13 protein-coding genes and 2 riboswitches are annotated in these 14,690 nt (G+C 51.0%); all 13 genes read right to left on the bottom strand.

Annotated features, from left to right (window positions below; translation table 11 throughout):
- Positions 1-26: 26 nt before the first annotated feature.
- The gene (locus BLQ36_RS03805; protein ID WP_412582322.1) at positions 27-1,382 is read right to left on the bottom strand and encodes a nucleobase:cation symporter-2 family protein; all 1,356 of its coding nucleotides are present in this window, start codon (positions 1,380-1,382) and stop codon (positions 27-29) included.
- A gap of 16 nt (positions 1,383-1,398) precedes the next feature.
- On the bottom strand, positions 1,399-1,974 hold the full coding sequence (locus tag BLQ36_RS03800) for a xanthine phosphoribosyltransferase (protein WP_074514056.1): 576 nt from the start codon (positions 1,972-1,974) through the stop codon (positions 1,399-1,401).
- Positions 1,975-2,023: 49 nt separating this feature from the next.
- A riboswitch (ZMP/ZTP riboswitch) is annotated at positions 2,024-2,106 on the bottom strand.
- Between the two features lie 143 nt (positions 2,107-2,249).
- Positions 2,250-3,248 (bottom strand): sirohydrochlorin cobaltochelatase, encoded by a 999-nt coding sequence (locus tag BLQ36_RS03795; RefSeq protein WP_074514055.1) that lies wholly within the window; start codon positions 3,246-3,248, stop codon positions 2,250-2,252.
- 149 nt (positions 3,249-3,397) lie between these two features.
- Positions 3,398-3,576, bottom strand: a riboswitch (cobalamin riboswitch).
- 63 nt (positions 3,577-3,639) lie between these two features.
- Entirely contained in the window at positions 3,640-4,971 is a 1,332-nt protein-coding gene (locus BLQ36_RS03790; RefSeq protein WP_074514054.1) for a hypothetical protein, read from the bottom strand.
- Between the two features lie 39 nt (positions 4,972-5,010).
- Positions 5,011-6,279 carry an SLC13 family permease gene (locus BLQ36_RS03785; RefSeq protein ID WP_074514053.1) on the bottom strand — a complete coding sequence of 423 codons (1,269 nt, stop codon included), beginning with the start codon at positions 6,277-6,279 and terminating at the stop codon, positions 5,011-5,013.
- A gap of 210 nt (positions 6,280-6,489) precedes the next feature.
- Entirely contained in the window at positions 6,490-7,035 is a 546-nt protein-coding gene (locus tag BLQ36_RS03780) for a glutathione peroxidase (RefSeq protein ID WP_074514052.1), read from the bottom strand.
- A gap of 35 nt (positions 7,036-7,070) precedes the next feature.
- Positions 7,071-7,301: a glutaredoxin family protein gene (locus BLQ36_RS03775; protein ID WP_074514051.1), complete on the bottom strand. Its 231-nt coding sequence runs from the start codon at positions 7,299-7,301 to the stop codon at positions 7,071-7,073.
- A complete protein-coding gene (locus BLQ36_RS03770; protein WP_074514050.1) occupies positions 7,295-8,242 on the bottom strand; it encodes an NAD(P)/FAD-dependent oxidoreductase in 948 nt (315 codons plus the stop codon). Before BLQ36_RS03770 ends, BLQ36_RS03775 begins: the two co-directional genes overlap by 7 nt.
- 42 nt (positions 8,243-8,284) lie before the next feature.
- Complete coding sequence (locus BLQ36_RS03765; protein ID WP_074514049.1) at positions 8,285-8,827, bottom strand: rubrerythrin family protein; 543 nt, start codon at positions 8,825-8,827, stop codon at positions 8,285-8,287.
- 185 nt (positions 8,828-9,012) lie between these two features.
- Positions 9,013-10,152, bottom strand: a complete 1,140-nt coding sequence (locus BLQ36_RS03760) for a cation diffusion facilitator family transporter (RefSeq protein WP_074514048.1) — start codon at positions 10,150-10,152, stop codon at positions 9,013-9,015.
- A 182-nt stretch (positions 10,153-10,334) separates the two neighbouring features.
- Positions 10,335-11,090 carry a pyruvate formate-lyase-activating protein gene (pflA, locus tag BLQ36_RS03755; protein ID WP_074514047.1) on the bottom strand — a complete coding sequence of 252 codons (756 nt, stop codon included), beginning with the start codon at positions 11,088-11,090 and terminating at the stop codon, positions 10,335-10,337.
- The gene (pflB, locus tag BLQ36_RS03750; RefSeq protein WP_074514046.1) at positions 11,077-13,332 is read right to left on the bottom strand and encodes a formate C-acetyltransferase; all 2,256 of its coding nucleotides are present in this window, start codon (positions 13,330-13,332) and stop codon (positions 11,077-11,079) included. Before pflB ends, pflA begins: the two co-directional genes overlap by 14 nt.
- A gap of 430 nt (positions 13,333-13,762) precedes the next feature.
- Entirely contained in the window at positions 13,763-14,677 is a 915-nt protein-coding gene (gene ftsY / locus BLQ36_RS03745; RefSeq protein WP_074514045.1) for a signal recognition particle-docking protein FtsY, read from the bottom strand.
- Positions 14,678-14,690 lie beyond the last annotated feature (13 nt).

Genomic DNA, 14,690 nt, shown 5'->3' with positions numbered 1-14,690 from the left:
ATATCTACTCCTAAAGCAGCATGGATTTATTGCAGGCTGAGTTTTGCCCGCTGCAGTTCTTCCTGCTGCTTTGGTTTATGTTCGCAAAGCAGTACATTGAGCACGATAGCCATAATGCTGCCAATGGTGATGCCACTGTTACCGATGAGCTGTACCCACTGAGGAAAGTGGCTGTAAAAAGACGGCACACCAATGGGGATAAGGGCCACCGCTACACTGATAGCAACCACCATGGAGTTGCCCTTCTTCTGCAGATCTGCCTGGGAAAGGGCCTGCATACCACTCGATGCCACCATACCAAACATAGCAAGACCAGCACCACCAAGTACCATGGTCGGGATACAAGCAACGACAGCGGCCAGTTTCGGAAAGAGCCCTAGAATCATCAGCAATACACCGCTTGTGGCCACAATGTAGCGGCTGCGGATGCCCGTCATGCTGATAAGGCCGATATTCTGAGCAAAGGCCGTATACGGGAAAGTATTAAACACCCCTCCCAGAGCCGTGGAAAAACCATCGGCCCGCAGGGCTTTCGTGAGCATGTTCTCCGTCATGGGCTTTTTGACGATGGAGCTTACCGCCATGACATCCCCCGTAGTCTCGGCCATGGTCACCAGCATGACCAGCGTCATAATGAGGCAGGATACCGGCTCAAACACCGGCAGTCCAAAGGCAAAGGGCGTCGTGACACCGAGCATAGCCGCCTCGCTGACGGCATGAAAATCCACCATGCCGAAAGCTGCCGCAATGCCCGTGCCAATCACAAGACCAAGCAGAACGGAAATATGACCAAGGAACCCTTTGCAGGTACGGTAGATGAACAGGATGATGGCGAGCACCGCCAGCGACAGGGCGATGTTGGCAGGACTGCAGTAATCCGCAGCCGCCGGATTCGGCCCCGTAATCCAGTTAACGGCTACCGGCAGCAGGGACAGGCCGATAATCGTGATGACCGAGCCCGTGACCACCGGGGGAAAAAACCGCAACATCTTGCTGAAATAATTGCTGATGATAAAGCAGGCAATACCGGCAAAGATAGCCGAACCATAAACCACCTGCAAACCAGCGGCGCCACCCCCATGGGTGTTGGCGATGATAATCATCGGCGTAACAGCAGTGAAGGTACAGCCCTGGACAATGGGCAGTTTGGAGCCGATAAAATCCTTGATGCTAAGGGCCTGCACCAACGTGGCAATGCCACAGGTAAAGAGGTCGGCGTTGATTAAATAAATAAGCTGCTCCGTCGAAAGCCCGATAGCACCAGCGAGCACGAGCGGTACGGCCACCGCACCGGCATACATAGCCAGCACGTGCTGGGCGGCATAGATAAGGGTGCGCTCCCAAGGAAGTTTCTGGTCAACAGGATGAATCGCCTTCGTCACAATTAGTCCTCCATTCTCACTTTTCCACAAAGGTAATCTTGCCATCGTCAAGAGAAGCAATGCTCGCCAGAGCCTCCAAATGATAGCCCTTGTCGAGTATACGCTGATGGCCCGGCTGGAATGCCTTTTCAATGGCGATGCCGATGCCGGCAACCTTCGAACCAGCCTCCTCCACAATCTGAGCCAGCCCCAAGGCCGCCTCACCATTGGCAAGAAAATCATCAATGATGAGCACTTTTTCACCAGCAGGCAAATATTTCTGCAATACGATGATTTCTGAGGTTTCCTTTTTCGTAAAAGAGAATACCTCATGAGAATAAACTGGCTCATTTATGAGTACTGATTTCTTCTTGCGGGCAAAGACTAGCGGCACACCAAGCTCTAGGGCCGCCATGACCCCGATGGCAATGCCCGAGGCCTCCACGGTAAGCACCCGGTCAATGCCCGCATCGCGGAACAGACGGGCAAATTCCCTGCCCATCGCCAGCGACAGTTCCGGGTCAATCTGGTGATTCAAAAAAGAATCCACCTTGAGCACATTGCCCGGCAAAGCAATGCCTTCTTCCTGTATTTTTCTCTCCAACAGCTCCAAAATAATCGCTCCTTCAGCCTACCAAAAAAGCCGACAGCCTGAGCCCATAAAAAGGTGCCCAGACGGTCGGCTTTTTCCCGAACAGCACGGCCTGTGGTCAATTCCACGAATCCGTCAGCCATGCTGCTCGTTGCTATTAAAATTATATATTCATTATAAGGACTTAATGCCCCATCGTCAAGAAAAATGTCCGCAAATCGCGGATTTTCTCCGATACCCTCCACATAAGAAAAACGCGTGCGAGAACCGCACGCGTCATATATTCGGCCAAATAATTATTTATTGGCTTCGAGTACATCCCAAGCTTCGTTTGCCCGAGCGACATAAAGGTCACGGATGTTTTTGTTTTCCCCGAGGCCATGGATATATGCATCGACTTTGTAGCCAGCTTTTTCCAGAATGGATTTATGGGAATCTTCTTCGGCGCCAGCCATATCGTTGTTGGCATGGTCGCCAGCAACCATCATCATCGGCATCAGCGTAACGTGTTTGATGCCATTTTTCTTGAGCTTCGGCATAACCGTTTCCAGAGACGGCCAGCCCTCTACCGTGTAAACATAGACATTTTTGTAGCCCATCTCATCGAGCTTTGCCTGCATAACGGAATAATAAGCATTGGAGATGTTCGGCGTACCATGAGCCATAATCAGGATGGCATCTTTTTTGCCCTGTTTCGGGAACTGGGAAGACATAGCCTTGAGGGTCTCCGTTACATCATCGGCCTGCTCTTCCTGGCCCTGCCAGTACATCAGCGGCGTAGCCAGCGTCATCTTCTTAAAGTCCTTCTTGTAGTTCTGGTATACGCCCATGTCGTAATTGTATTCCATCCCCGGAATAACATCGAGAGAAACCAGCGCTACACGGCTGTAACCATCAGCCTTGAGCTGGTCCAGAGCCTCTTCCGGCGTTGGGAACTTGATGCCCTCGTTTTTCTGGACACGGTTGATGATGATATGGGAGGTGTAAGCCGTTACCACTTTCGTGTTCGGATGAGCGGCTTTGATGGCATCCACCGTAGCATCGATGGTCTTAGCTCGCGTATCTTTAAACGTCGTACCAAAGGTCATGACAACAATCGCATCTTTATCCGCAAGATTTTTGAGTTCTGGATTTTCATTTTTGAGCACACCGATTTCCGATGCAGTCTTCAGCGCCATCGTCGGTTTCTTGACCTCCGGATTCAGCTGATAGGCAGCCTCAGTCTGTGGAGCAGCCATTCCCCAAGCGGCCGTGCAAGCCAGCGATACTGCTAATGCTTTTTTCCAATTTTTCATAATGAAATCCCCCTATTGTTTGGATATATTAGAAAAGAGGTCTTTGGCACACGCCAAAAGACCTCTTTTTTCCCAAATCAGATACTCAGAAGTCCCTCCCCATCGCTCGCAGGTAACTTGACCGGTCAAATGTCAACCGACCAGTCAAAACGGTGACTTTTCGGACAGGCAGTTCTTCTGGCTCGGTTCATCGCCAACCTGCGCCTTCCCAGATTTTCATCCAGTGACCTATTTGCAAGTTTGCTCCCCTCACAGCGGCGGGACCGCGCCGGCTTTTACCGGCTTTTCTCTTCGGCCATCATATGGCACCTGTTCCCTGAATATGAAATTATTACTGTGATTTATATCACAATAGACATTATATTACTTCCCTAAAACACTGTCAATGATATTAATCATCAAAACCAAAGAGATGCCGCAGAAAGCTCTTCTTGTTAGCGGCATATAGTTCTCGGGAATAGTTGATATTCTGGGAACTGTAGAGCGGATTGACAATATTCTTCCGCGGTAACCATTCCTCTGAGAAAAGGGGTTTTGTAAAGACGATTTCCGCCAAGGACTGACGGATTTTGGCAATCTGTTTGGAGTCGATATCCGGAACAATAGCCTTGGTCAGCAACCGTCCCACTTCCACCATTTCCTCTTCCTTGATGCCACGGGTCGTCGGAATCAGACTAGAAAGCCGCAGGGCGGGAATCGTCTTGTTATCATCAAAGGTCATGATGTTGTCACATTTGACGATAAAGCCCGCTTGCTTAACCTGGGCTAAAAAAGCGCCGCGATCCTTACAATGAACTTCGGGGGCTACATATTGGCTGTTGGTGCCATGATAAACGATATTGAGCCCATTCTCCTTGAGGGAATTCATCAAGGCGTTGGCATTGTCTAGACACTGCTGACAGTAATTGCCAAATTCTTTGGTTTCAGCCTCCCGGAAAGCAATGCACAGGGCCGCCAAAATATTTTCCTGCAGGTATACATGCCCGGTATTGATGGCGATTTCATTTAGCCGGTCGACATTTTCGCTGTTGGTCAAGATAACCGCGCTTTGCGGCCCCCGCAGCGTGTCGTGCGTATAAAAGGTAACCACATCTGCATGGGGTACCGGCGAATGCATGAGTTTTGCCGCCACCATGCCCACCACCGCACTCATATCCACCCAGAGCACGGCTCCCACCCCATGGGCAATCTGGGCCAGCTTCCGGTAATTGACATCTTTTGGATAGTTTATGGGCGAGAAGATTATCATCTTCGGCCGGCATTCCTGCGCCAGCGCTTCGATATGGCGGTAATCGAGATGCTGAGTCTCCGGCTCGATGCTGTACTTCACGAAATCATATTTCATGTCATCGGTATAGCAATACTCCTGCTTGCGCAGGTTAAAGGACATAATGGTATCCCCAGTTTTCACAAAGCTGTGAAAGACAATCTGGGATGCTGCCACCAGGTTGCTGATGCGCACGATGGCGGCCTCACTGCCGAAAAGCTTTTTGGCCCGCTCAATGGCCAGCGTCTCCAGGCGGCTGCAGGTCAATACATCGTGATAGTCCATATAGGTATTGCTTAAGAGGCTCCCCTTCAGATAAGAGCAAAAGGGCGAGGCATAATTCTCGTTGGGTAAAAGCGACAACGTATAGCGCTGGGTCTTCAATTCCATCTGTATAAAGTCAAACAGTTCGGGGTCAAAGGCTTCAATCCCCCGAATGATTTTTTCGCGTTCCATAGGTATTCCTCCTCGATTCAGGCTAATATTTTGCTATCCTCATCCTGGGAAGAAGGGCCAGAATATCGGAATGACCACCACGCATACCAGCAGGGCCACGATAACCATCGGAATACCGACCTTGACATAATCGATAAACCGGAATTTACCAGGCCCCAGCACCAACGTATTCGGCGGCGTTGCCACCGGTGTCGTAAAGGCGCAGGAAGCGGCAATGCCGATGGTCATAAGCACGGGATAAGGCGACGCCCCGATGGACTGGGCAATCGAAATGCCAATCGGTGCCAAAAGGGCGGCCGACGCTGTATTGCTCATGAACTGGGTAAGGCCGCAGGACAGGATGAACATCGCCACGACGATGACCATGGGCGAAGGTTCTGAGCCGATAAGGCCAATGACAAAATCGGCAATCATCTTGCCTGCACCGCTCTTGTCCATAGCACTGGCCAGCGGCAGCATGCCGGCGAACAGAAAAATCGTAACCCAGTCAATCCCCTGATAGGCTTGCTTTTCTGTCACGCATCCCGTGAGCACGCAGGCCAAAGCACCGATAATAGCCGAAGTCTGCATGGGCACACCAATATCCTTCTCCAAGACCATCGCCACAACTACACAAATCAAAATAATAGCACAAATGAGCATCTTGCGCGGATTTTCCGGTTCCGCTGACTCCTGATCGAACAAGTTATTATCGGCATAATTATGCGGGCACAGACGCCGCCCAGCGGTCATCATGTAAAGGACACCAGCCAGTGACAGCGGGATACCGATAAGGGCAAATTCAAAGAAACCAAAGGGACTGTACCCAGAGGTTTCGAGGGTTGCACTCATGAGGATATTCGGCGGCGTACCGATAAGGGTAAGGGTACCACCGACATTTGCCGCCAATGCCATTCCCATGAGCTGTGACGACACGGGAATGTGGGCGGCAATACAAATCTGCACCACCACCGGCATCAGGCAGGCCACCGTCGCCGTATTTGACGAAACACCGGACAGGACAATGGTGATGACCATCAAGGCCAGCATCAGTTTCTTTTCATCGGTACCAGCTTTCTTTACGACGGTTACGCCAATTTTTTGCGCCAATCCCGTCTGAAACATCGCCGCCCCGATGACAAACATGCCCGCAAATAAAACCACCGTTGAATTGGACAGGCCAGAATAAACCTGTGCGGGCGTCAACACCCCAAACAGGCCCAGCAAGATAGCCGATCCCATGGCCGTAACAGCCAAAGGAATAAGTTCCGTAGCAAAGAAGAACCCCGCTACGCAAAGCACACATAAGGTAATTACCGCAGAATCCATACATTTCACTCCTCACTTATTCAATTGTCACTATGTCGTCTGGGAGTCAGTACTCATAGCATTTTTCTGTTATCTTTTCCATTCTATACCAAAACTTATCATTCCTCTTATTTTTTAGTTATCAAAAAGACGTGTTTACGGAATCGATTTTATTACAAACAAAAGCAGCCTTCCTCACCGAAATCGTGAAGAAGGCTGCCTTGTATAGGATTATAGTAATTTTTCAACTTCTTTAGCCATGTCTGCAGGAGCGAAGGTTGGCTCAAAACGGGCCACCACGTTTCCCTCTCTATCTACCAGGAACTTGGTGAAATTCCATTTGATGGAATCGCCTTCCAGATATTCCGGGAAATTCTGCTGAAGGGCTTCCATCAGCTTGGCGGCAATAGGATGAGATTCATCAAAACCCTGGAAGCCCTGCTGCTCGATTAAGTATTGAAAGAGTGGCTGAGCCGTTTCACCGCGCACATCACCCTTTTCAAAAATCTGGAAGGTCACACCATAGTTAAGGCGGCAAAACTCCTGTACTTCACTGTTACTGCCCGGCTCCTGCTCCGCGAACTGATTGCAGGGGAAGCCCAGGATTTCCAGTCCCTGGCTCTTGTACTTCATATAGAGATCCTGCAATTCTTTGAACTGGGGCGTGAAACCACACTTAGAGGCCGTATTGACGATTATCAGCACTTTGCCCTTATAATCAGCCAGGGATTTTTCCACACCCTTATTGGTCTTTACCACAAAATCATAAATCCCCATAATCATTCTCCTCTCTTACCGCTAATTATTATCAATCAAAGGCCCAACAATTCGTCCAACTTAGCCTTGTCAAAACTCAGCACATAATCCTTGTCATTGGCCGTGGTAATGGGAACCATGGTGTCTCCCGTCAGCTCATAGCAAGCATCACGGTCCGCGTCGTTTTCCTCGATATTGTGCTCTTCAAATTCCACATTCTTGCTCTTCAGATACTTCTTGACCTTTTCGCACCAAGGACAATCATTGATTGAGTATACTTTTACCATACTTCATTACCCTCCTTCAGTTTTACCAAATATTTCTCAGCCAGCAGAGCTGCCGCTGTGCCATCAGCAGCAGCGGTGGTCAGCTGGCGGATTTCCTTTTCCCGCACATCCCCGGCGGCAAATACGCCAGGAATAGCGGTACGGCAGTCTTCTCCGGCTTCAATGCGGCCGCTATCAGTCAGCGGCAGTTCCTCCTGGAAAAGCGCCGTATTGGGCACCACACCGATATTGACGAAAATTCCATCTACCGGCAGGCTGCGGGTCTCGCCTGAGATTTTGTCCAGCACCTCTATGCTCTCTAACCGCCCATCACCCTGCAGGCTCTTGATTTCCGTCTGCAAGAAGATTTCTGCCTTGGGATTTTCCTTTAATCGCTTTTGGGAGACTTCATCGGCCCGGAAATCCGAGCGATGTATCAGATAGAGCTTACTGGCATACTTAGTGAGGAAATTAGCGGCATCCACGGCAGCATTGCCACCGCCCATGACGGCAATCACCTTATCCTGATACATGTGCCCGTCACAGAGTTCACAGTAATGCACGCCCTTGCCAGCGAATTTTTTCTCCTCCGGCAGAGGCAACTTGCGACGGTTCATGCCCGAGGCAATGATGATGACATCGGCCTCATAGAAATGCTCCTCCGTCTCCACCAGTTTAGGCTGCCCTTTAAGGCTCACCTTCACAATGGAGTCAAACTCATCAATGACCGCCCCAAAACTTTCCGCCTGCTGTTGCAGAGTGCCCATAAGTTCCTTGCCAGAAACCTTGGCAAAGCCCGGATAGTTCTCAATGCCGGTTGCATTGGCAATCTGTCCGCCGATGATACCATTTTCCAGCACCAGCACATCAAGGTTCATACGGCCGGCATAAAGGGCCGCTGTGAGCCCCGCCATGCCTGCACCAATGATGATGATATCCTTGTGGATACGTTTTTTCTCCATGCCATCAGCTCCTTATCTCTAAAAAAAGGACAACAAAATGATTTAATTAGCTTCCTGGAAAACACTCCTGGGCTGACCACAAAGAGGGCAGACGTAATCGTCTGGCTCATCGTTTATATCCCCTTCGTGCTCAAAGCCACAGACCGGACAGATATAGACTTTCCCTGCCGGAGCCTTCTTCTCTGGCTGATACTTCTCCAGGATCTTGCCGATAACCACACCATGATGGCCTTCCTGCTTCGCAAAGATTTCCATCTCATCAGCAGCCTCAGCAAAGCCTGCGGCCCGTACTTTATCGGCCATGGCCTTAACCTGTACCTCGCCATTGATTTCCGCCTTCTGCACCGTACGCAGAAGATTCCAGAAATCCTGAGGATACTTACCGTTGAGTACGGCGTAGAACCCGGCATGAACCGCTTCTTGATTGGCAGATTCAATGAGCTCAGATGCAACATCCTCGTAGCCCTGCTCTTTGGCCAAACGAGCCAGCGCATAATACATCATGGTGCCATTGGCCTCAGCCTGCATGATGCTCTTTACCATGTTCTCCAGCTCCGTCCCCTTCGTCAGTCCGTAAATGCTCATAAGTTTTCCTCCTAAAATACAACGCTGGTCTCTAAATCCTTCATTTCATCTTACACGCCTTATTATACAGTAAAATTCCATTTTGTCAAATGGAATTTATAAAAATCTCATTTCTCCGTAGTAAAACTCACATTAACCTATGCCTGCTCCTTCAACCTGCTGGTGTCATAAAAAGCTGCTGCCGGTCAGTCGGATAAGTCTACATCTGGCACAATCTGAATATCGTACTGCGGATAAGCGGCCCGCATCTCCTCTTGAAGGATCCGCACACCTTCTTTATGCGGTATATCAAAACTCATGACTACGTCAAACCGCATAATCTTAGCTGTTTCATCCAAGTAAAAACCGTGAAGCTGCAAAGCCCATTCATGGGCCAGCACCAGTTTCGTCACATCAACCCGCACCCTTGCCGCCACACTGTCCTCCGTGTTGTAAGAATAGACCCCTACCGCGGCAAGAATAATGCCCGTCGCCTTGAACACCTTCATTTCCAACCGCCTAGTCAGACTATCTACTTCTTTTACGCTCATGGTATCCGGAAGTTCCAAGTGAACCGAGGCCAAGTCCTTGTCCGGCCCGTAATTATAAATAACCAGGTCATGGGCCCCCCGCACTTCCGGTTCATCGGACAACAACGATTTCAATTGCCGGGATGTTTCTTTATCCATACGTTTCCCCAGTATTTCATCCAAAGTGTCCCGTATCATGTCGATACCCGATTTGATGATGAAACCAGAAATCACGGCACCGACATAAGCCTCCAGCGATATGCCGGTAGCAATAAAGAGGATAGCCGATATAAGCACCGATAGCGAAAGCACAGCATCAAACAAAGCATCAGACCCCGAGGCAACCAAGGAACCGGAGTTTACTCTTTCCCCCTGCGCCTTGACGAATCTTCCCAATATTATCTTTACGACCACTGCTGCACCGATGATGATCAGTGCCGTCACGCTGTAATCCGGCACCTCCGGCGAAATCATTTTCTTCACGGATTCCACGGCGGCGGTGATACCTGCATAAAGCACGATGCCTGCCACCACCAAAGCGCTGAGGTACTCAATCCGGCCATAGCCGAAGGGATGCTCTTTATCCGGAAGTTTCCCCGCCAGTTTCGTCCCGGCAATGGTGATAACAGAAGAAAGGGCATCGGAAAGATTATTCACCGCATCCAAGGTCACGGCGATGGAATTGGCCGCCAGGCCGATAGCCGCCTTAAAGGCGGCTAGTAGCACATTGGTCAGGATACCTATGACGCTAGTCTTGATGATAATATCGTTGCGGTCGGCTTTGTCGGCCGCCATAACAGGATTTTGATTGTCCATATAGCCACTACTCCTTTATGATTGACAATTGCTGATGCCTTGAAATTCGCGAACCAACAATCATTTCCCTTTTTCTCAGCAAATATTATTGCGTAAGTCTACCTTCTCACGCTTTTTGCGCATAGAAAAAGCGGCCCTTTCGGACCGCTGATTTATGGGATATGACAAACGTACTTTGTTATTCAGCGTTTATATCCCTGATATTCACTTGTGCGCAGGATTTCTTCTGCCCTTGCTACCATTTTCTTTGTTGGCTCTGGCACATCGGACAAAGGGTAATCCAGCCCCAGTTCTTCGTATTTATGGATGGCCAGGCGATGATAAGGCAGTACTTCAAAGCGCTGGACATTGCCAAGTCCCGCCACAAAGCTGGACAATTGAGCAAGGCTTTCCGCATCATCGGTAATGCCCGGTACAAGGACATGGCGAATCCAGACTGGTTTCCCGATTTCAGCCAGGTATTTGGCAAAATCAAGAATCTGTGTGTTATCTTGACCGGTCAAGTCCCGATGTTTTGACATGTCAATATGCTTGATATCCAGGAGCACCGTATCCGTTACGGCCAGCAGTGAGGTAAGCTTTGAAAGCACCGGCTCTTCCCGGGAAAAGACAGCGCCTGAGGTATCGATGCAGGTCGAAACGCCCTGCTCCTTGGCCAGCGTAAACAGTTCTGTGACAAATTCTGCCTGTAGCAGCGGCTCGCCCCCCGACACGGTGATGCCACCGCCATTTTTCCAATAGGACTTGTAGCGCAGGGCCTTAGCCAGTGCCTCTGGGGCCGTCATCTCCGTGCCGCCTGTGCCCTGCCAGGTTTCGGGATTATGGCAGTACTTGCAGCGCAGCGGGCAGCCCTGCAGGAAGAAGATGTAGCGAAGCCCCGGCCCGTCCACCGAGCCGAAGCTCTCTACCGCATTGATATACCCCTTACATGTGTGCATGGAAGGTTCTAGCAATGACGTCAAGCTGCTGCTCGCGGGTCAGGTTGATGAACTTGACCGCATAGCCCGAGACGCGGATCGTGAAGTTTGCATACTCTTCCTTCTCCGGATGCTCCATGGCATCGAGGAGTTTCTCGCGGCCAAAGACGTTGACGTTCAGATGATGGGCGCCCTGGTCGAAGTAGCCGTCAAGCACATTCACAAGCTGCGCGGAACGCTCCTCGTCATTATGGCCGAGGGCCTCCGGCGTCATGCTCTGGGTATTGGAGATGCCGTCAAGGGCCCACTCATAGGGCAGTTTTGCCACGGAGTTCAGCGATGCCAACAGGCCATTCTGCTCGGCACCATAGCTTGGGTTAGCCCCCGGCGAGAGCGGTACGCCAGCCTTGCGGCCATCCGGCATTGCCCCCGTGTATTTGCCATAGACCACATTCGACGTGATCGTAAGGATCGACGTCGTCGGCTCCGAGTTGCGATAGGTGTGACGGGACTTGATCTTGTCGAGGAACGACTTTAAGAGCCACTTGGCAATCTCGTCGGCACGCTCATCGTCATTGCCGTAACGCGGGAAATCCCCCGTCGTCTCGTAATCGGTCACGATGCCCGCGTCGTTGCGGATAGCCTTGACCTTGGCGTATTTGATGGCCGACAGGGAGTCAACCACATGGGAGAAGCCAGCAATACCCGTAGCAAACGTGCGGCGCACATCCGTATCGATAAGGGCCATCTCAGCGGCCTCATAGTAATATTTATCGTGCATATACTGGATGAGGTTCAGCGTATTGACGTAAAGACCTGCCAGCCAATCCATCATGCGGTCGAATTTCTTCACGACATCCTCGTAATCCAGGATATCCCCGGTGACACCGCGGTACTCCGGCCCAATCTGCTCGCCGGACTTCTCGTCCACACCGCCATTGATGGCATAGAGCAGGCACTTGGCCAGGTTCGCGCGCGCCCCGAAGAACTGCATCTCCTTGCCCGTCTGGGTAGCCGATACGCAGCAGCAGATGGAGTAGTCATCGCCCCACTCCACCTTCATGACATCGTCGTTCTCATACTGGATGGAGCTCGTCGTCACCGAAATCTTGGCCGCATAGCGCTTGAAGTTCTCCGGCAGCGCCGAGGAATAGAGCACCGTGAGGTTCGGCTCTGGAGCCGGGCCCATATTCTCAAGGGTATGCAGGAAGCGGTAGTCGTTCTTCGTTACCAGGCTGCGGCCATCCATGCCGATGCCGGCAACTTCCAGCGTCGCCCAGACCGGGTCGCCTGAGAACAGCTCATTATAGGATGTGATGCGCGCAAATTTTACCATGCGGAACTTCATGACAAGATGGTCGATGAGCTCCTGGGCCTCCGCTTCCGTCAGCTTGCCGTTCTGAATGTCGCGCTCGATGTAGATATCGAGGAAGGTCGAAATGCGGCCAACACTCATGGCAGCGCCGTTCTGGGTCTTGATGGCGGCCAGATAGCCAAAATAGAGCCACTGTACAGCCTCGCGGGCATCCTTGGCCGGGGCCGAGATGTCAAAGCCATAGATGGCAGCCATTTCTTTCATGCCCTGCAGCGCACGGATCTGCTCCGTGAGCTCCTCCCGCTGGCGGATGACATCGTCGGTCATAACCCCATCAATACCGACATTCGCCTTGTCCGCTTCTTTGGAAGCAATCAGCTGGTCGATACCATAAAGCGCTACGCGGCGGTAGTCGCCCACGATGCGGCCGCGGCCATAGGTATCCGGCAAGCCCGTGATGATATGGCTGTGACGGGCACGGCGGATTTCCGGCGTATAGGCATCAAACACTGCCTGATTGTGGGTCTTATGATATTTCGTAAAAATCTCATGAAGTTTCGCACTTGGCTCATAGCCATAGTTCTGGCAAGCCTGCTCTGCCATCTTAATGCCGCCATAGGGCATGAAGGCACGCTTCAGCGGCTTGTCTGTCTGGAGGCCGACAACCCGTTCCAAATCCTTCATAGATTCATCGATATAGCCTGCCCCATGGGAAGTCAGACCGGATACGATATCCACATCCATATCCAAAACGCCGCCCTTTTGGCGTTCTTCCTTCTGCAGTTCCTGCAATCTTCCCCACAGTTTATTCGTAGCATCCGTCGGAGCAGCCAGGAAGGATTCATCCCCCTCATACGGCTGGTAGTTTTTCTGTATAAAGTCGCGGACATTGATTTCCTCGCGCCAAAGCCCTCCGGTAAAACCATTCCACTGTTCGTGATTCAACATCGTTGTGCCTCCTTGATGGATTTTTTCCTGCACTGTTTTTATTACCTAATCATAATACCTCATATTTGAAATAAATACAAATATGAATCCTTAAACACGTTATAATCGATACCTATGAAATGTTTATGAAACATCGCCATCTTGTCGGCAAAAATATCCCCCTAATATAGTGCAACTATTCAGAATATATGGTATACTTAATGTATAAACCAATCATGCCGGCTGTCCCGTCCAATAACCCGACGCCAACCACGGTTTGACGGTCCTGCAGCCGGCTCCCAAATTACGAAAAGAAAACTCTCGGACATTCGATTGCTTCACACGTAAGCCAATCAAATGTCCGAGAGTTTTTTATGCAATCTCACTACCGTTACTAGTTACTTCCTTCTTGTCCGGTGCAGAAATCTGGAAGGTGGCATCTTTATGACTTTTATCCCTCGAACAAGGCCTTGGCAAAATCATCGGCGTTGAAGGGACGCAGATCTTCGACACCTTCGCCGACGCCAATCCATTTTACTGGCATGGAAAGCTGGTTTTTGATGCCGATAACCACGCCGCCCTTGGCCGTGCCGTCGAGTTTCGTGAGCACAACACCAGAAATCGGTGCGGCCTTGGTGAAGAGCTCGGCCTGACTGATGGCATTCTGGCCCGTGGTGGCATCGAGCACCAGCAGGGTCTCATGGGGTGCCCCCGGAATCTCGCGGCCGATGACACGATTGATTTTTTCAAGCTCCTGCATGAGGTTGGACTTGGTTTGCAAACGGCCAGCAGTGTCGATAATCAGCATGTCAATGCCGCGCGCTTTGGCCGCCTTTACGGCATCAAAGGCCACCGCTGCCGGGTCGGAGCCCTCTTCGTGTTTGATTACCGGAACGCCGGTGCGCTGTCCCCAGACTTCCAGCTGGTCGATAGCGGCCGCCCGGAAAGTATCGGCAGCCGCCAGCATAACCGATTTGCCCTGTTCCTTGTAGTAGGCGCTGAGCTTGCCGATGGTGGTCGTCTTGCCGGCGCCGTTGACACCGATGACCAGCAGCACCGTGGGGCCTTCTTCGGCCTTGCGCGTCGTATCCTCGCCGCGATTGAGGATGTCCACAATCGTTTTCTGCAGGAAGGGTTTCAAATCCTCCGGAGTATTGATTTCCTTTTTCTTGATGCCCTTACGAACCGCCGTCATCAGCGTCTCGGTAGTCTGCACGCCGACGTCAGCCATAATCAGCGTTTCTTCCAGCTCTTCCAAAAAGTCCTCATCGATATCCGCATAGCCGATGACGAGCTTTTCAATCTTATTGGTCAGGTTTTCCCGCGTCTTGTTCAAACCTTTTTTCAGTTTATCAAAAAATCCCATGGATTGCCTCCGT

The organism is Selenomonas sp. WCT3 (genome assembly GCA_900100835.1).
In the GTDB taxonomy this organism is placed as follows: domain Bacteria; phylum Bacillota; class Negativicutes; order Selenomonadales; family Selenomonadaceae; genus Selenomonas_A; species Selenomonas_A ruminantium_E.
The sequence above is the reverse complement of the archived record's forward strand: the minus strand, read 5'-3'. Positions and strand labels throughout refer to the sequence as shown.